The organism is Thiohalorhabdus denitrificans (assembly GCF_001399755.1).
Lineage (GTDB): Bacteria > Pseudomonadota > Gammaproteobacteria > Thiohalorhabdales > Thiohalorhabdaceae > Thiohalorhabdus > Thiohalorhabdus denitrificans.
On sequence record NZ_LJCP01000009.1, the window covers coordinates 127,688 to 144,033 of the forward strand.

The window sequence follows — 16,346 nt, forward strand, 5'->3', positions numbered from 1 at the left end:
GAGGGTGATCGGGTATTCATCCCTCCGTGTCCGGGCTCCCGTTCAGGTGGCGCTCCTCCACCCGGCAATCCAGGCTGCCCTCGCCGAGCTGGACGTTGACCGTGTCGCCGGTCTCCGTCTCCTCCGCCCGGCGCAGGATCTGTCCGTCCCTGCGCGCCACGGCGTAGCCGCGGGCCAGGGTGCCCAGGGGGCTTACGGCCTCCAGCTCGCGGGCCAGGGACTGCAGGCGCTGGCGGCGGGCGGGCAAGGCGGTGTGGGTGGTGGCCCGGATCAGGCGCTGGCGGAGGTCGTCCGCCTGCTCGCGGTCGCGGGGCAGGCGGCGGGCCGGACCGGCGCGGTGGAGGCGGGCGACCAGGGCCTTCAGGTCGCGACGGCGCTCCCGCTGGCGGCGGGCCAGGGCCCGGGCCAGCCGCTGGCGGCCGGCGCGGTTGCGCTCGTGCAGGTCGCGCAGGCGGCGGCCCGGGTGGATCAAGCGCCGGCGCAGGTGGTCGAGGCCCTGGGCGCGGTCGCGCAGGCGGCGCTCCAGGGCGCGGGTGAGGCGCTCCCGCTCGGTGCCCAGCCCCCGCAGCAGGGCCGCGCGGTCCGGCGAGACCCGCTCGGCGGCGGCGGTGGGGGTGGGGGCGCGCAGGTCGGCGGCGAGGTCGGCGATGGTGTAGTCCACCTCGTGGCCCACGCCCACCACCACCGGGATGGCGCTGGCGCGGATGGCCCGGGCCACCTCCGGCTCGTTGAAGGACCACAGGTCCTCCAGGCTGCCGCCGCCGCGGGCGAGGATCAGCACGTCGCACTCGGCGCGCCGGTTGGCGGTGTCGAAGGCCTCCACAATGGCCGGGGCGGCCGCCTGACCCTGCACCGGGACGGGGTAGACCACTACCGGCAGGGCGGGGAAGCGGCGCCGCAGGGTGGTGAGTACGTCGCGGACCGCCGCGCCGCTGGCGGAGGTGATCACGCCCACCCGGCGCGGCAGGGCGGGCAGGGGCCGCTTGAGCTCGTCGGCGAACAGGCCCTCGGCGGACAGCTTGCGCTTGAGCTCTTCGAAGGCGCGCTGTAGGGCCCCCTCGCCGGCCTCCTCCATGTGTTCGACGATGAGCTGGAAGTCGCCGCGCGGGGCGTAGAGGCTGATCTGCGCCCGCACCAGCACGTGCATGCCGTCCTCGGGCCGGAACCGCAGCAGGCGGTTCTTGCCCTTGAACATGGCGCAGCGTACCTGCGCCTGCTCGTCCTTGAGGGTGAAGTACATGTGGCCGCTGGCCGGGCGGGCCACGTTGGAGAGCTCGCCCTCCACCCACAGCAGGGGGAAGTTCGCCTCCAGCAGGCCCCGGGCCTCGTGGTTGAGGCGGGTGACGGTGTAGACGGGGCGGTCCGACGCGGTCTCGGCGCCGTGCTGGGGTGCGTCCATGGAAGGTCCCTGACGGTGAGGAAAAAGGCCTAATGTAGCATGGGGAAACGCCCTAACGGCCAGATTGCCTGTAGCCCCTCTAGAAGCTAAAATAACTCGTTTCTCTCTACCCGCCGGTTGGATGGAGGCTGCCATGCGGCTCCGCGACGATACCGCCCTGACCTTTGACGACGTCCTGCTTCTGCCCGCCTACTCCGAAGTCCTGCCCCGCGACGTGGACCTGCGCTCCTCGGTGACCCGCGAGATCCGGCTCAACCTGCCCTTGGTCTCCGCGGCCATGGACACGGTTACCGAGGGGCGGGCGGCCATCGCCATCGCCCAGGAGGGCGGCATCGGCATCATCCATCGCAACATGACCGCCGCCGAGCAGGGCGCCGAGGTCCACAAGGTCAAGAAGTACGAAAGCGGGGTGATCAAGGATCCCATCACCATCGCGCCCGATGTGCCGCTCCACGAGGCGGTTCAAGTTATGCGCGAGCACCGGGTCTCCGGCATCCCGGTGACCCAGGGCGACCGCCTGGTGGGGATCCTCACCAACCGCGACCTGCGCTTCGAAGGCGGCCTGGACCGCCCGGTCTCCGAGCTGATGACCGGCGGCGAGGAGCTGGTGACCGTGCAGGAGGGCACCACCCTGGAGGAGGCCAAGCGCCTGCTCCACGAGCACCGCATCGAGAAGCTGCTGGTGGTCAACGGCGAGTTCCACCTGCGCGGCATGATCACCGTGAAGGACATCGAGAAGTCCACCGAGCACCCCCTGGCGGCCAAGGACGACCAGGGCCGCCTCCGCGCCGGCGCGGCGGTGGGCACGTCGCCCGAGACCGGCGAGCGGGTGGAGGCCCTGGTCTCCGCCGGGGTGGACCTGATCGTGGTGGACACCGCCCACGGCCATTCCAGCAAGGTCATGGAATGGGTCTCCTGGGTGAAGAAGCAGTATCCCCAGGTGCAGGTGGTAGCGGGCAACATCGCCACCGGCGACGCCGCCCGCGCCCTGGTGGAGGCCGGCGCCGACGGCGTCAAGGTGGGCATTGGCCCAGGCTCCATCTGCACCACCCGTGTGGTGGCGGGGGTGGGCGTCCCGCAGATCACCGCCATCTCCGAGGTGGCCAAGGCCCTGGAGGGCACCGACGTGCCCATGATCGCCGACGGCGGCATCCGCTTCTCCGGCGACGTGGCCAAGGCCGTCGCCGCCGGCGCCCATACCGTCATGGTGGGCAGCCTGCTGGCCGGCACCGAGGAGTCCCCCGGCGAGGTGGAGCTGTACCAGGGCCGCTCCTACAAGACCTACCGCGGCATGGGCTCCATCGGCGCCATGCAGGCGGGCTCCAAGGACCGCTACTTCCAGGGCGAGGTGGAGGACGCCAACAAGCTGGTTCCCGAGGGCGTGGAGGGCCGGGTGCCCTACAAGGGCCCCATGGTCAACGTCCTGCGCCAGCTGGTGGGCGGCCTGCGCTCCTCCATGGGCTACACCGGCTGCGCGGACATCCAGGAGATGCGGACCAAGCCGGAGTTCATCCAGATCACCGGCGCCGGCTTCCGGGAGGGCCACGTCCACGACGTGACCATCACCAAGGAATCGCCCAACTACCATACGGATTGAGGTAGGCCCAAAGCCGCCCGTAGGAGCGGCCGTCCCGGCCGCGACCATTCTGCCTTCGGGAATTGGCACGGGATTACCCGCCTTTGCGGCGGGTAATCCCGTGATCGCGACCGGGACGGTCGCTCCTACATTTCCGATTCGCGTCCTCCGGATCGCCCGGCGAAGCCGGGCTCCTACAACTCCTCGCCTGCAGGAAATCGAGCTTTCCGCCCATGACCGAGACCACCGACACCCTCCACCAGGAACGCATCCTCGTCCTGGACTTCGGCAGCCAGTACACCCAGCTCATCGCCCGCCGGGTGCGCGAGAGTCGGGTCTACTGCGAGATCCATCCTTTCAACGAGGGCCTCGAGGCCGTCCGCGCCTTCGCCCCCGCGGGGATCATCCTCTCCGGCGGGCCGGAGTCCGTTCTGGATTCCGACTCCCCCATGGTGGACGCCGGGATCTTCGAGCTGGGCGTGCCGGTGCTGGGGATCTGCTACGGCATGCAGCTCATGACCCACCTGCTGGGCGGCCGGGTGGAGGAGGCCGCCGAGCGCGAGTACGGCCGGGCCCTGCTGCACGTGGACGAGGCCATGGGGCCCCTCTCCGGCTTCGCGCCCGGGGAGGACACCGAGGTGTGGATGAGCCACGGCGACCGGATCGTGCAGCTGCCGGCGGGCTTCCGCAGCATCGGCCACACGGACAACTCGCCCTACGCCGCCATCGGCAATCCGGAGCGCGACCTGTACGCCCTGCAGTTCCACCCCGAGGTGGTGCACACCCCGCGCGGGGCGGAGGTGCTGGAGGGCTTCGTGCGCGGCGTGTGCGGCTGCCACGGCCAGTGGACCATGGGCTCCTTCATCGAGCTGGAGGCGGAGCGCATCCGGGAGCAGGTGGGGGCGGGCAAGGTGATCTCCGCCCTGTCCGGCGGTGTGGACTCGGCGGTGGCCTCGGTGCTCATCCATCGCGCCATCGGCGACCAGCTCACCTGCATCTTCGTCAACAACGGTCTGCTGCGGAAGGGCGAGGCGGAGCGGGTGCAGCGGGTGTTCCGCGAGTGGTACGAGATCCCGCTGCACTACGTGGACGCCTCCGACCGTTTCCTTGACCGCCTGGAGGGCGTCGAGGATCCGGAGGAGAAGCGCAAGATCATCGGCAACACCTTCATCGAGGTGTTCGAGGAGGAGCAGGCCAAGCTCGGCGGCGCCGACTTCCTCGCCCAGGGCACCCTGTATCCGGACGTGATCGAGTCCGTCTCCCCCAAGGGCGGGCCCAGCGCCACCATCAAGTCCCACCACAACGTGGGCGGTCTGCCGGAGCGCATGCAGCTGGAGCTGGTGGAGCCGCTGCGCGAGCTGTTCAAGGACGAGGTCCGCGAGCTGGGCCGCGAGCTCGGCATGCCGGAGGAGATGGTCAACCGCCAGCCCTTCCCGGGGCCGGGCCTGGCCATCCGCTGCCTGGGCGCCGTGGAGCGGGACAAGCTGGCGCCCCTGCGCGAGGCCGACGCCATCGTCCTGGAGGAGGTGAAGGAGGCCGGCCTCTACGAGCGCATCTGGCAGAGCTTCGCCGTGCTGCTTCCGGTGAAGAGCGTGGGAGTGATGGGCGACCAGCGTACCTACGAGAACGCCGTGTGCCTGCGGGCGGTGGAGTCCACCGACGGCATGACCGCGGACTGGGTGCAGCTGCCCTACGAGCTGCTCGGTCGCATCGCCAACCGCATCATCAACGAGGTGCCCGGCATCAACCGGGTGGTCTACGACGTCTCGTCCAAGCCGCCGGGGACCATCGAGTGGGAGTGATCCAACGCAAAAAGCCCCGCTGACCGGCGGGGCTTTTTTGCGGAAGATTGGGAAAAGAGGCTAGCGGGAGCGGATATTCGCCGCGACAGAGAGTGGGAGCCTCACCCGGTCGCGGCCGATGGCCGCTCCCACAAAGGGGCCCCGGCTAAGGGGCAACCTTTCGAAAGATCCATTGGAGCGGTGCTAGTTCAGGGTCTGCTGCACGGTGTAGCGTCCGTTCTCCATCTCGCCGACGAAGTAATCCATGGCCGGGTTATTCACCGGGACCTCGGAGTTGTCGTGGACCAGGCTCTGTTCCGGCACGTAGGCCATCTGCTCGGTATCGTCCACCAACAGGCTGTACCAGGGCTGGTGGCGCTGGGGCTCGGTGTCCTCCAGGCCTTCCAGCCAATCCTCCGCGCCCTGGAATTCCGGGTCCACATCGACGATGACGCCCCGGTATTGCGTGCCCTGGTTCCAGACGATCTGGCCGAGGGAGAACTTGGCTGCTTGCCCGATCATGGGTAGATCCTTCTAGGGACGTTTCCCTACCCATTTGGGGGCGCAAATCGGCATTTCAAGAGGGGGGTCCGAATTTCCCGGCGGGGCCGGCGAGCACCGCTCCGGACTCAGGCGGCGGGGATGGTGTCCAGCAGGCCCTCGGCGGCACGCAGGTAGCGGCCCCGGGCCAGCACCATCTGCCAGCGGCGCCCGCCAAGCTGCCGCCACAGCACCGCGGCGCGGATCCCGGCCAGAAGCAGCGCCCGCACCCGGGCCACGTTGCCGGGCTCGCGCAGCACCTGCTCGTCACCGCGCACCACGATCCGGGGGCCGAGGGTGCTGATGTGCTCGGCGTAGAGGTCGGCCAGGCGGCCGTGGACGTTGGCGTGGCCCGCGCCGAAGTGCTCGTAGGTGCGCCGGGCCTCCTCGATGTCCGCCCCCAGGGCCTCCAGGGCGCCGCGCTTCCGCGCGAGCTTGCGCTCGAGTACGGTCATGCCGATGACGTAGCGGGCGATCTCCATGTCCTGGCCCTGCTTGTTCTCCGCCCGCAATTGGTCGCGCATCGCTTCCAGGCCCAGACGCACGCCCAGCACGTCGCCGAACACCGCCTCCACCGATTCCGGGTCGGTGGCGAACACGCTGGCAACGTTGGCCTCGGCCGCGTGGGTGTGAACCAGTCCCCCCTCGCGGGCGATCTCCCGCACCAGGGCAGCCGCCTGAAACACGCCGGCCAGGGCCAGGGCCTGATTGGTCTGCCGATCTTCCACCTGCGTCGCTCCCCGTTGCTCGCCGTGCGTAGTCTACCCGAGGTTGGTGGGCAAAGAGAATGAGGGCTTTGAATCCGTGGGGACCGTCCCCAAATACGGGATCAGGAAGGCAGAATTCCCCCAAAGGAGACCCGCATGGCCGATTCCCTGCACATCCCCTGCCCGCAATGCGGCGCCGTGAACCGGATACCCGCCGACCGCCTGGGTCAGGGCCCGGTGTGCGGCCGCTGCAAGGCCGCCCTGGTTCCCGACAAACCGGTGGAGGTGACCGACGCCACCTTCCACCAGCAGGTGGAGCGCTGCGATCTGCCGGTGGTGGCGGACTTCTGGGCCGGCTGGTGCCAGCCCTGCCAGACCATGGCCCCGGTGGTGGACGCGGCGGCGCGCAACCTGCGCCCCGACGTGCGGGTGGTCAAGGTGGACACGGAGCGGAGCCAGCAGACCGCCGCACGCTTCGGCATCCGCAGCATCCCCACCATCATCCTGTTCCGCGGCGGCAAGGAGGTGGACCGGGTGTCGGGGGCCATGCAGGCCAACCAGTTCGAGCCCTGGATCCGGGAGCGGGTGGCCTAGTGACCGTACCGACCGACGATGCGGGGTGGATGGCGCGGTCCCTGGAGGAGGCGCGCGCCGCCGGGGCGCAGGGCGAGGTGCCGGTGGGGGCGGTGGTGGTCCGCGACGGGGAGCTTCTGGCGGCCGCCGGCAACGCCCCGGTGGGCAGCCGGGACCCCACCGGCCACGCCGAGACCCGCGCCCTTCGTGCGGCGGGAGCGGCGACGGATAACTACCGCCTGCCCGGCGCCACCCTCTACGTGACCCTGGAGCCGTGCCTGATGTGCGTGGGCGCCCTGGTCCACGCCCGTGTGGCGCGGGTGGTGTTCGGCGCCTTCGATCCCAAGAGCGGGGCCGCCGGAAGCGTGGTGGACGGCTTCGCGCTGCCGGGGCTAAACCACCGTCCGGAGGTATCCGGCGGCGTGCTGGAGGAGGAGTGCGGCGGACTGCTACGGGATTTCTTCCGGGCGCGGCGGGAAGGCTCCTAGAAGTGGCTTCCCGGTAGGAGCGCACTTCAGTGCGCGATTCCATCCGGGCCCGGATTGCTGCATTTAACGGGTCGCCCACTGAAGTGGGCTCCTACCGGCGGACGGTTACGGTCCGCTCTGCAGGCGGCCTCGATCCATGGCTTTACTCCCCGTGCTGGGTGGGGAGCCCCTTCCACCGCCCGAGTAGGCTGATGACCGCGCCCGCGATGATGACCCCGCCGAACATGGGCACGGGGGTCTTGGCCAGATCCTCCCCGAGCCACGCCCCCGCGGCCAGGAAGAGCAGGAAGGTCAGGCCCGCCGCCGCCACCAAGCCGCCCAGCAGAAGGGGAATGCGGATCATGCGGCGGGTGACCAGCAGGTACACCAGGTACAGGACGAAGTAGGGGACCACCGCGAAGCCGATCGCCATCCCCAGCAGATATCCAGCGTCATGGGCCATGCCGCACTCCTCCCCGCGCCAGGGACTCCCCCGCGGGAGCCCGACCAAAGGGGAACAAGGATACGGGGTTTGGTGGGCCAGGCCCAGGGTCCGCCACCCTCGCCTGATGGAACGGTGTCCCCGGGTGCCGTGTGGGAGCAGGTACCAGCCCCGACGTGCTGCAATGGGCTGTTCCGTCGCGGTCACTGACCGCTCCCACATGAGATGCCGGCTTGCGCTTATTGCCCGGGAATCCCCTCCGCCCGTTTCCGGGACGGGACGCTAGCGGTTCTCCCGCACGCCTTCGGTTGTTTCCATGATGTGCAATTCCCGGCCTGGCCCGGTCTAACGGGAAAGCGCCTTGAACGGCCTCCCGGGGCCGGAGTGGAGAAGCATCATGGGAAGCAACCTCGCCCGGAAGCTGATCGCCGACCACCTGGTGGACGGCACCATGAACCCCGGCGAGGAGATCGGCCTCGCCGTCGACCAGACCCTCACGCAGGACGCCACCGGGACCCTGGTCATGCTGGAGCTGGAGGCCATGGAGCTCGACCGGGCTCGCACGGAGCTGTCGGCCCAGTACGTGGACCACAACCTCCTGCAGACCGACTACCGGAATCCCGACGATCATCGCTTCCTGCGCAGCGCCTGCAACCGTTTCGGCGCTTGGTTCAGCCCGCCCGGAAACGGCGTCAGCCACCCAGTGCACATGGAGCGCTTCGGCGCGCCGGGCAAGAGCCTGCTGGGCTCCGACAGCCACACGCCCGCCGCCGGCTCCATGGGCATGCTGGCCATGGGCGCCGGCGGCCTGGAGGTTGCCCTGGCCATGGCCGGGCGTCCCTACTACACCCGCATGCCCAAGGTGGTGGGCGTGCGCCTAGAGGGGGTGCTGCCCGATTGGGTGAGCGCCAAGGACGTGGTCTTGGAGATGCTGCGCCGGTGGGGGGTGCGGGGTGGCCGGGGCCGGATCTTCGAGTACCACGGGCCCGGTCTGGCCGGCCTTTCCGCCATGGACCGCCACGTCATCGCCAACATGGGCACCGAGCTCGGCGCCACCACCACCGTCTTCCCCGCCGACGAGGCCGTGCGCGCCTTCCTGCACAGCCAGGGCCGCTCGGCGGACTTCCGGGAACTGCAGCCGGATCCGGACTGCACCTACGACGAGGAGGAGGTGATCGACCTCGGCGGGCTCGAGCCCCTGATCGCCTATCCGAGCAGTCCCGGCAACGTGGTGCGGGTGGCGGAAGTGGCCGGGGCGCCCATCTACCAGGCCATGATCGGCTCCTCCGCCAACCCTGGCCTGCGCGATTTCGCCGTGCCGGCCCTGATGGTGGACGGCCGGCACGTGGATCCGGGGGTGTCCTTCGACATCAACCCCACCTCCCGACAGATCACCGAGAACCTCATGGCCATGGGCCTGCTTGGCAAGCTCTTGCACGCCGGCGGGCGCATCCATCAGCCGGGCTGCAACGGCTGCATCGGCATGGGTCAGGCGCCCTCCACCCGGGGCATCAGCCTGCGCACGGTGCCGCGCAACTTCCCCGGCCGCTCCGGAACCGCCGACGACCGCGTCTACCTGTGCAGCCCGGAGACCGCCACGGCCTCGGCGCTCACCGGGCGCATCACCGACCCCCGGGAGCTGAACGCCACCTATCCGCCTTTCCGGGAGCCGGAGGGCCTCATCCTAAACACCTCCATGCTGGAGGCCCCGCCCGAGCAGACGGCGCCCTTTCCGCTGGTAAAGGGCCCCAACATCGCCTCTCTGCCGGAGCTGGAGCCGCTCCCGGATCCCCTGGAGGGACCGGTGCTGCTCAAGGTGGGGGATAACATCTCCACCGACGAGATCCTGCCCGCCGGCACCGAGGTGCTGCCGTACCGGAGCAACATCCCCGCCATCAGCAGCTTCGTCTTCCGGTACACGGATCCGGGGTACCCGGACCGGGCCTTTGGCTTCCGCCAGGAAGGGCATCCCCACTTCCTGGTGGCCGGGGAGAACTACGGCCAGGGCTCCAGCCGCGAGCACGCCGCCCTGGCCCCGCGCTACCTCGGTCTGCGGGCGGTGGTGGCCAAGAGCTTCGCCCGCATCCACGAGGAGAACCTGGCCAATTTCGGCATCCTCCCGCTGGTCTTCACCGACCCCGCGAACTACGACCGGATCCGGCAGGGGGACCTCCTGCGCCTGCAGGAGGCCCCCGAGGCCCTGGGGGGCGGTGAGGCGGTGGGTCTGGTGAACCGCACCCGGGACGAGTCCTACCGCCTACGCCACGACCTCAGCCCGCGCCAGGCGGACATGATCCAGCAGGGCAGCCTGATCAACCTGGTGCGGGAGGGAGAGCCGGGGCGGGGATGAAGGTGCCGGCACCCGCTTAGGGGCCCACGGCTACGGCTCGTCGCGGCTGATAGCCGCTCCCACAACAGGGCCGTTGGCTTCGATCGCTCCCTGGGGGAGCGGTCAGTGACCGCGACCCCGGAACCGCCAGGGGCAAGATCGGGAGAAGAGTCACTTCATCCGGCGGCGGTGTCCCCGATAAGGGCGATCAGGGGGGACGGGTAGACGCCCAGGAGTACGAGCAGAACCGCCAGCACTGCGACCACCATCCCACCCGCCCGGCTTCCCGCGGACACGGGGCGGGCCGCCTCCGCGGGCTCCAGGAACAGCACCCGTACCAGCCGCAGGTAGTAGAACAGCCCGATGGCGCTGCCCACCACCAGGGCGGCGAGCAGGCTCCACAGCGCGGCGCCCACCCCGGCAACGAACAGGTAGAATTTGCCGATGAAGCCCATGGTCAGCGGGATCCCGGCCAGGGAGAGCAGCATGAGGGTGAAGGCAAGGGCCAGGCCGGGTCGATGCCGGAACAGGCCGCGGAAGTCGTCGAAGGTCTCCAATGCCCGCCCTCCCACGCCCGCCGCGCCCACGGCGCCGAAGGCCCCGAGCATGGTGACGAAGTAGGCGGCCAGGTAGTAGGCGGTGGCCTCCACGCCCAGGTGGGTACCCGCCAGCAGGGCCACCAGCAGGTAGCCGAGGTGGGCGATGGAGGAATAGGCCAGCAGGCGGCGCACGTTGTCCTGGAGCAGGGCCAGCAGGTTGCCGGCCAGCATGGAGACGATGGCCAGCAGGGCCGCTGCCATCCAGGGCCCCTGCGCCTGGAAGACCCCGGTGGCCACCCCGTAGCGCAGCAGCACGGCGAACACCGCCCCCTTGGAGACGGTGGCCACGAAGCCCGCCACCGGGGCCGGCGCCCCCTGGTAGACGTCCGGGGTCCACAGGTGGAAGGGCACCAGGGACAGCTTGAAGGCCACACCGGCGACCACCAGCGCGGCGCCCGCCCCCCAGTAGAGGCCGTACTCCTCCGCCTCCCGGGCGAGGATGGCCAGGCTGGCGAAGCCCAGCGCCCCGGTGTCGGCATACAGCAGGGCCATGCCGAACAGCAGCACCGCCGAGGAGGCGCCCGACAGCACCAGGTACTTGAAGGCGGCCTCGATGGCCCGGGGCTGCCCCGTGGGGTAGGCGATCAAGGCGAACAGGGGCACCGACAGCAGCTCCAGGGCCAGGAAGAAGCTGGCGAAGTGGGTGCTGGCGGTGAGGGCGGTTCCGCCCAGGGTGCTCAGGAGCAGGAGCAGGTAAAGCTCCTCGGGGGGCTGGGGGCGGTCGCGCAGGTCCAGGTAGGCCAGGATCCCGGTAACCAGGGCCGCGGCCAGGATCAGCCCGGTGAAGAACAGGGCGAAGCCGTCCACCCGCAGGAGGGGGGTGACCGCGCCCGGTTCCGGCATGGCCGCCAGGGGCAGCACCGCCAGGGCGAGGAGCAGGGTCCCCAACGCGGACCAGGCGGCCAGGGCGTGGCTGCGGGCGAAAGCGGCGAGCACCATCGCCATCAGGCAGCCTCCGGCCAGCACCAGCCAGGGCAGCAGCAACAGCAGGTCCGTACCGCTCACGGCGCCGCCCCCAGGTTCAGGGTGGCCCCCGTGCCGGTCCCCTGCTGCAAGGAGGCCAGGGCCGGTCCGGCGAGGTCGAAGACCGGCTGCGGGGCCAGGCCCAGCCACACCAGCCCCGCCGCCAGGACCGCCAGGGTGCAGGTCTCGCGGACGGTTAGGTCGGCGCCGGGCCGCAGCGGGCCGGGCGGGCCGTGGAGCGCCTTCTGCACCAGGATCAGGGTGTAGAGCAGGGAGCCCACCAGGCCCAGGGCGGCCAGCACGGTGAAGACGGGATAGGCGCCGAAGGCGCCCAGCAGCACCAGGAGCTCGCCGACGAAATTGGCCAGCCCGGGCAGGCCCAGAGAGGCCACCACGAACAGCAGGGTGAAGGCGGACAGCCGGGGCACGGAGCCCCAGAGGCCGCCCATGCGCTCCATGCTGCGGGTGTGCAGCCGCTCCTGCAGGAGCCCGGCCACCAGGAACAGAGCCCCGGTGCTCAGCCCGTGCGCCACCATCTGCATGACCACCCCCTGCAACGCCCAGGTGTTCCAGGCGTACAGCCCCACCAGCACGAAGCCCATGTGGCTGATGCTGGAGTAGGCCACCAGGCGCTTGACGTCGTCCTGGGCGAAGGCCTGCACCGCGCCGTAGAGGATGCTCGCCACCCCCAGGCCGAGCGCCACCGGGGCGAAGGCCAGGGAGGCCTCCGGGAACAGCGGGATGGCGAAGCGCAGCAGGCCGTAGGCACCGGTCTTCAGCAGGATGCCCGCCAGTAGCACGCTGCCGGCGGTGGGGGCCTGGGTGTGGGCGTCGGGCAGCCAGGTGTGCACGGGCACCACGGGCAGCTTCACGGCGAAGGCGAGGAACAGGCCCAGCATGGCCCAGAAGGCGATGCCCGGATCCAGGGTCGTGTCGCGCAGGGCCAAGTAGTCGAAGGTCCAGGTGCCGGTGGCATCGTGGTGGAGGAAGACCAGCGCCAGGATGCCCAGCAGCAGAAGCAGGCCGCTGCCCTGGGTAAAGATGAAGAACTTCACCGCGGCGGGGCCCCGGTCCTCGTGGCCCCACAGGGCGATCACGAAGTACATGGGGACCAGCATCACCTCCCAGAGGAAGAAGAACAGGAACAGGTCCAGGGCCAGGAAGACCCCCACCACCCCGGCCACCGTCCACAGCAGGTGGAAGTGGAAAAAGCCTACCCGCTCGCGGATCTCCGTCCAGGAGGCCACCACTCCTACCAGACCGAGCACCAGGGTCAGGGCGATGAGCACCAGGCTCAGGCCGTCCAGCCCCAGGTGGAAGCGGATGCCGAAGCGCGGGATCCAGGCCCGGTCCAGCTCCGCCAGCCAGGCCCCGGTGGGCGGGAAGGCGGTGGATTGTCCCCCCCAGAGTACCGCCAGCAGCACCAGGGTGAGGGCCAGGGTGCCCAGGGCCACCCAGCGCACGGCCCGATCCGCGCCTTCCAGCCACCAGGTCAGCAGGCCGCCGAGCAGGGGAAGGCCAATCAGGAGGGCCAGCATCAGCCGAACCCGCCTACCGCCAGCACCACCACCAGGCCCGCGGCGATGCCGGCGGCGTACCAGCGCAGGTTGCCGGTCTGGGTGCGGCTCAGGAGTCCGTGCAGGGCGCGGCTGCCCGCCACCAGGGCGTCCACGCCCCGGTCCACCACGTCATGCCGATTGAACCGGGCCAGGGCGTAGATTGGTCGGACGAACAGGACGCCGTACAGGCCGTCGAAGCCCCAGCCCGCGAGCCAGAGATCGCGCAGGCGCCGGGCCGTCAGGCTGCGCTGCACCGGGGCCACCAGCTCCGGTGCCCGGAGATAGGCCCCATAGGCGAGAAGTATGCCGCCGATGGAGGCCAGGGCGCCCAGGCCCATCAGGATCCACACGGTAGTGGACCCGGGGTGGGGAGCCGAGGAGGTCCACGTGGGCGCCAGGAAGCCCGCGGGGTCCATCCAGCCGCCGGCGATGGACAGGACGGCTAGAATCCCCACCGGCACGGCCATGGCCAGGCCGGGCCGGTAGGCGGGCGCGGTGCGCTCGGGCCCGAAGAAGACCACGAACACCGCTCGGAAGATGTAGAAGGCGGTGAGCCAGGCGCCGAGCCACCCCGCCAGCCACAAGGCGGGGCTCGCCGCCCAGGTCTCGGCGAGGATCAGGTCCTTGCTGAAGAATCCGGCCGTCACCGCCGGAAAGGCGGCCAGGGCGGCGGCCCCCGCCAGGAAGCCGGCAAAGGTGACCGGCATCCGCCGCCACAGCCCGCCCATGCGGAAGATGTCGTGCTCGTGGTGCATGGCGGCGATGACGGCGCCGGCGGTGAGGAACAGCAGCGCCTTGAAGAAGGCATGGGTCATGAAGTGGAAGATGGCCGCCGACCAGGCCCCCACCCCCAGGGCCAGGAACATGTAGCCGATCTGGCTGATGGTGGAGTAGGCGAGGATGCGCTTGAGGTCGCGCTGCACCAGTGCGCTCAGGGCGGCGAGCAGCAGGGTGGCGGCGCCCACCGCCGCCACGGCCTCCATGACCGGCGGCGCGAGCACGAACAGGGGATGGGTCCGGGCGATCAGGTAGACCCCGGCGGTGACCATGGTGGCGGCGTGGATCAGCGCACTCACCGGCGTGGGGCCGGCCATGGCGTCGGGCAGCCAGCTCTGCAGCGGCAGCTGGGCGGATTTGCCCACCGCCCCGCCCAGCAGCAGCGCGGCGGCCGCCACCGCCACTGCGGAGCCGGCTGCCCAGTTCGCCTCCGCCGCGGCAAGCAGCGGCTGGATCTGCAGGGTGCCGAGCCGGTCGAGCAGCAGGAGCAGGCCCACCAGCAGGGCCACGTCCCCCACGCGGGTGATGACGAAGGCCTTGCGCGCGGCGCGGCCGTTCTCGGGCTCCGTGTACCAGAAGCCGATGAGCAGGTAGCTGCACACCCCCACTCCCTCCCAGCCCAGGTAGAGCAGGAGCAGGTTGTCGGCCAGGACCAGGGTGAGCATGGCCGCCACGAACAGGTTCAGGTAGGCGAAGTAGCGCCGGTAGCCGGGATCCTCCGCCATGTACTCGGCGGAGTAGAGGTGGATGAGCATGCCCACCCCGGTCACCACCAGGGTCATGACCAGGGCCAGGGGATCGAGGTAGAAGGCGATCGCCGGCTGCAGGTCCCCCACGGCCATCCACAGCCAGGCGGTGGCGGTGACGGCGTCCCCCGGCGGCGGCGCGCCGAGGAACTCGGCGCCCACCACCAGCGCCAGGGCGAAGGAGGCGGCCACCGAGCCCACCCCCACGGTGGCGATGCCGCCCCGGCCCAACTGCCCGCCCAGCAGGGCTAGGACCACGAACCCGGCCAGGGGCAGGGCGGGGATCCAGGGCAGCAGCGCGGCGATCATCCCCGCATCCTGCTGGCGGCGTCGGAATCCAGGGTGCCCAGGCGGTGGAAGAGCTGCAGCACCAGGGCGAGGCCCACCGCCACCTCCGCCGCGGCCAGGGCGAGGATGAGGATGAACATCACCTGGCCGTCCGGCTCCGACCAGCGCGCCCCCGCCACCACGAAGGCCAGGCCCGCTGCGTTGAGCATGACCTCCAGGCTGATGAGCATGAACAGCGCGTTGCGCCGCACCAGCACCCCGAGCAGGCCCAGGGCGAACAGGGCCCCGGCCAGGATCAGGCCGTGGTGCATGGGTATCTCAGCCATCCTCGTCCCCCTCCAGGGCCTCCTGGCGGCCCAGGTGGTAGGCGCCCACCAGACCGCCCAGTAACAGGAACGCCCCCAGCTCCACCGCGAGCAGGTAGGGCCCGTACAGGGCGATGCCCACCGCCTTGGGGGCCACCATGGCGCCGCCGGTGCTGTGCACCGCGCCGGTGAGGAGCAGGACCAGCTCGATGAACAGCAGGGCCGCCAGGAGCCCCGGCCCCCACCAGATGCCGGGCCGGAGCCAGCTGCGCTCCTGCTGCTCCGCCTCCTCGCCCAGGTTCAGCATCATCACCACGAACACGAACAGCACCACGATGGCCCCGGCGTAGATGATCACCTCCAGGGCGGCGGCGAAGGGCGCGCCCAGCACGAAGAACACCAGGGCCACGGCCAGCAGGGAGACCACCAGGTAGAGCAGGGCGTGCACCGCATTGGCCGCCGTCACCACCCGCAGGGTGGCGGCCAGGGCGATCAGGGCGGAGAGGTAGAAGGTGGCCTCCATGATGTTCGGCTCCTGAAATTATCTTTGCGGAGTCCCGGGCCCCTGTAGGAGCGAGCTCCAGCTCGCGACCGGGTTGGCCCGGGGGTTCGGGCGGGGCTTTCCGCCTGTGCGGCGGGAAACCCCCGCGTCGCGGCCTGTAGACCGCTCCTACAGGTGCCCTCCTCTCCGAGGTGCCCGTAGGAGCGACGGCCCCCGTCGCGACCACCAGGAACGGGGCCATTCGTCCTACCAGCCCCCTCACGGCAACAAATCCCTCGGATCGGCGGGCGGCTCCTCGTTCTCCGCCTCGCCCTTGTCCTTGCCGCCGATACTCATCCCGGCGACCCGGTAGTAGTTGTAGTCCGGGTACTTGCCGGGCCCGGCGATCAGCAGGTCCTCCTTCTCGTACACCATCTCCTGTCTGCGGTACTCGCTCATCTCGAAGTCGGGGATGAGCTGGATGGCGTAGGTGGGACAGGCCTCCTCGCAGAAGCCGCAGTAGATGCAGCGGGAGAAGTTGATGCGGAACCAGGCCGGGTACCAGCGCCCCGTCTCGTCCTCGGTCTTCTCCAGGGCGATGCAGTCCACCGGGCAGGCCACCGCGCACAGGTTGCAGGCCACGCAGCGCTCGCCGCCGTCGGGGTCGCGGCTCAGAATAATGCGCCCGCGGGTACGCGGCGGCAGATAGGGCTTCTCCTCCGGATACTGCACCGTCTCCCGCGGCCGGAAGGAATGCAGCAGAATCAACCAGAGGTTGCGGATCTCCGTGAGCATGGCGCGCTCCACTGACGAT

At 70.4% G+C, this 16,346-nt stretch carries 15 protein-coding genes; 5 read left to right on the top strand and 10 right to left on the bottom strand.

The window, feature by feature from the left end; all coding sequences use genetic code 11:
* Positions 1-16: 16 nt before the first annotated feature.
* On the bottom strand, positions 17-1,399 hold the full coding sequence (gene xseA, locus AN478_RS06765; RefSeq protein ID WP_054965859.1) for an exodeoxyribonuclease VII large subunit: 1,383 nt from the start codon (positions 1,397-1,399) through the stop codon (positions 17-19).
* A gap of 133 nt (positions 1,400-1,532) precedes the next feature.
* On the opposite strand from xseA, the gene guaB reads away from it, so the two are divergent.
* Positions 1,533-2,996: an IMP dehydrogenase gene (guaB, locus tag AN478_RS06770; protein WP_054965860.1), complete on the top strand. Its 1,464-nt coding sequence runs from the start codon at positions 1,533-1,535 to the stop codon at positions 2,994-2,996.
* Between the two features lie 212 nt (positions 2,997-3,208).
* The gene (guaA, locus tag AN478_RS06775; protein ID WP_054965861.1) at positions 3,209-4,777 is read left to right on the top strand and encodes a glutamine-hydrolyzing GMP synthase; all 1,569 of its coding nucleotides are present in this window, start codon (positions 3,209-3,211) and stop codon (positions 4,775-4,777) included.
* A gap of 183 nt (positions 4,778-4,960) precedes the next feature.
* On the opposite strand, the gene hspQ is transcribed toward guaA, so the two are convergent.
* Both hspQ and hflD read right to left on the bottom strand, forming a co-directional pair.
* Positions 4,961-5,278, bottom strand: coding sequence for a heat shock protein HspQ (gene hspQ, locus AN478_RS06780; RefSeq protein ID WP_054965862.1), 318 nt, complete (start codon positions 5,276-5,278; stop codon positions 4,961-4,963).
* A 107-nt stretch (positions 5,279-5,385) separates the two neighbouring features.
* Positions 5,386-6,024: a high frequency lysogenization protein HflD gene (gene hflD, locus AN478_RS06785; RefSeq protein WP_054965863.1), complete on the bottom strand. Its 639-nt coding sequence runs from the start codon at positions 6,022-6,024 to the stop codon at positions 5,386-5,388.
* Between the two features lie 135 nt (positions 6,025-6,159).
* Here hflD and trxC point away from each other — a divergent pair, with 135 nt between their 5' ends.
* Together trxC and tadA are read left to right on the top strand one after the other, a co-directional pair.
* Positions 6,160-6,597: a thioredoxin TrxC gene (gene trxC / locus AN478_RS06790; RefSeq protein ID WP_054965864.1), complete on the top strand. Its 438-nt coding sequence runs from the start codon at positions 6,160-6,162 to the stop codon at positions 6,595-6,597.
* The gene (tadA, locus tag AN478_RS06795; RefSeq protein WP_082432922.1) at positions 6,597-7,064 is read left to right on the top strand and encodes a tRNA adenosine(34) deaminase TadA; all 468 of its coding nucleotides are present in this window, start codon (positions 6,597-6,599) and stop codon (positions 7,062-7,064) included. The genes trxC and tadA overlap by 1 nt, the downstream gene beginning before the upstream one ends.
* A 142-nt stretch (positions 7,065-7,206) precedes the next feature.
* On the opposite strand, the gene AN478_RS06800 is transcribed toward tadA, so the two are convergent.
* Positions 7,207-7,506, bottom strand: a complete 300-nt coding sequence (locus AN478_RS06800) for a hypothetical protein (RefSeq protein ID WP_054965865.1) — start codon at positions 7,504-7,506, stop codon at positions 7,207-7,209.
* 376 nt (positions 7,507-7,882) lie between these two features.
* On the opposite strand from AN478_RS06800, the gene AN478_RS06805 reads away from it, so the two are divergent.
* The gene (locus AN478_RS06805; protein WP_054965891.1) at positions 7,883-9,835 is read left to right on the top strand and encodes an aconitate hydratase; all 1,953 of its coding nucleotides are present in this window, start codon (positions 7,883-7,885) and stop codon (positions 9,833-9,835) included.
* A gap of 155 nt (positions 9,836-9,990) precedes the next feature.
* Here the strand turns inward: AN478_RS06805 and AN478_RS06810 are convergent, their stop codons facing one another.
* The 6 genes from AN478_RS06810 to nuoI form a co-directional block, all read right to left on the bottom strand.
* On the bottom strand, positions 9,991-11,418 hold the full coding sequence (locus AN478_RS06810) for an NADH-quinone oxidoreductase subunit N (RefSeq protein WP_054965866.1): 1,428 nt from the start codon (positions 11,416-11,418) through the stop codon (positions 9,991-9,993).
* Positions 11,415-12,917, bottom strand: coding sequence for an NADH-quinone oxidoreductase subunit M (gene nuoM / locus AN478_RS06815; RefSeq protein WP_054965867.1), 1,503 nt, complete (start codon positions 12,915-12,917; stop codon positions 11,415-11,417). The genes AN478_RS06810 and nuoM overlap by 4 nt, the downstream gene beginning before the upstream one ends.
* Positions 12,914-14,767, bottom strand: coding sequence for an NADH-quinone oxidoreductase subunit L (gene nuoL / locus AN478_RS06820; protein ID WP_054965868.1), 1,854 nt, complete (start codon positions 14,765-14,767; stop codon positions 12,914-12,916). Before nuoL ends, nuoM begins: the two co-directional genes overlap by 4 nt.
* Entirely contained in the window at positions 14,764-15,072 is a 309-nt protein-coding gene (gene nuoK / locus AN478_RS06825) for an NADH-quinone oxidoreductase subunit NuoK (RefSeq protein ID WP_054965869.1), read from the bottom strand. The genes nuoL and nuoK overlap by 4 nt, the downstream gene beginning before the upstream one ends.
* The gene (nuoJ, locus tag AN478_RS06830; RefSeq protein WP_054965870.1) at positions 15,065-15,574 is read right to left on the bottom strand and encodes an NADH-quinone oxidoreductase subunit J; all 510 of its coding nucleotides are present in this window, start codon (positions 15,572-15,574) and stop codon (positions 15,065-15,067) included. The genes nuoK and nuoJ overlap by 8 nt, the downstream gene beginning before the upstream one ends.
* Positions 15,575-15,811: 237 nt before the next feature.
* Positions 15,812-16,327 (bottom strand): NADH-quinone oxidoreductase subunit NuoI, encoded by a 516-nt coding sequence (gene nuoI / locus AN478_RS06835; RefSeq protein ID WP_054965871.1) that lies wholly within the window; start codon positions 16,325-16,327, stop codon positions 15,812-15,814.
* Positions 16,328-16,346 lie beyond the last annotated feature (19 nt).

Bases quoted from the DNA above. Each gene is read 5' to 3' on its own strand.
- nuoL (WP_054965868.1), bottom strand. From the start codon at position 14,767: ATGATCGCCGCGCTGCTGCCCTGGATCCCCGCCCTGCCCCTGGCCGGG.
- trxC (WP_054965864.1), top strand. From the start codon at position 6,160: ATGGCCGATTCCCTGCACATCCCCTGCCCGCAATGCGGCGCCGTGAAC.
- nuoI (WP_054965871.1), bottom strand. From the start codon at position 16,327: ATGCTCACGGAGATCCGCAACCTCTGGTTGATTCTGCTGCATTCCTTC.
- guaA (WP_054965861.1), top strand. From the start codon at position 3,209: ATGACCGAGACCACCGACACCCTCCACCAGGAACGCATCCTCGTCCTG.
- nuoJ (WP_054965870.1), bottom strand. From the start codon at position 15,574: ATGGAGGCCACCTTCTACCTCTCCGCCCTGATCGCCCTGGCCGCCACC.
- AN478_RS06805 (WP_054965891.1), top strand. From the start codon at position 7,883: ATGGGAAGCAACCTCGCCCGGAAGCTGATCGCCGACCACCTGGTGGAC.
- guaB (WP_054965860.1), top strand. From the start codon at position 1,533: ATGCGGCTCCGCGACGATACCGCCCTGACCTTTGACGACGTCCTGCTT.
- AN478_RS06800 (WP_054965865.1), bottom strand. From the start codon at position 7,506: ATGGCCCATGACGCTGGATATCTGCTGGGGATGGCGATCGGCTTCGCG.
- nuoK (WP_054965869.1), bottom strand. From the start codon at position 15,072: ATGGCTGAGATACCCATGCACCACGGCCTGATCCTGGCCGGGGCCCTG.
- xseA (WP_054965859.1), bottom strand. From the start codon at position 1,399: ATGGACGCACCCCAGCACGGCGCCGAGACCGCGTCGGACCGCCCCGTC.
- hspQ (WP_054965862.1), bottom strand. From the start codon at position 5,278: ATGATCGGGCAAGCAGCCAAGTTCTCCCTCGGCCAGATCGTCTGGAAC.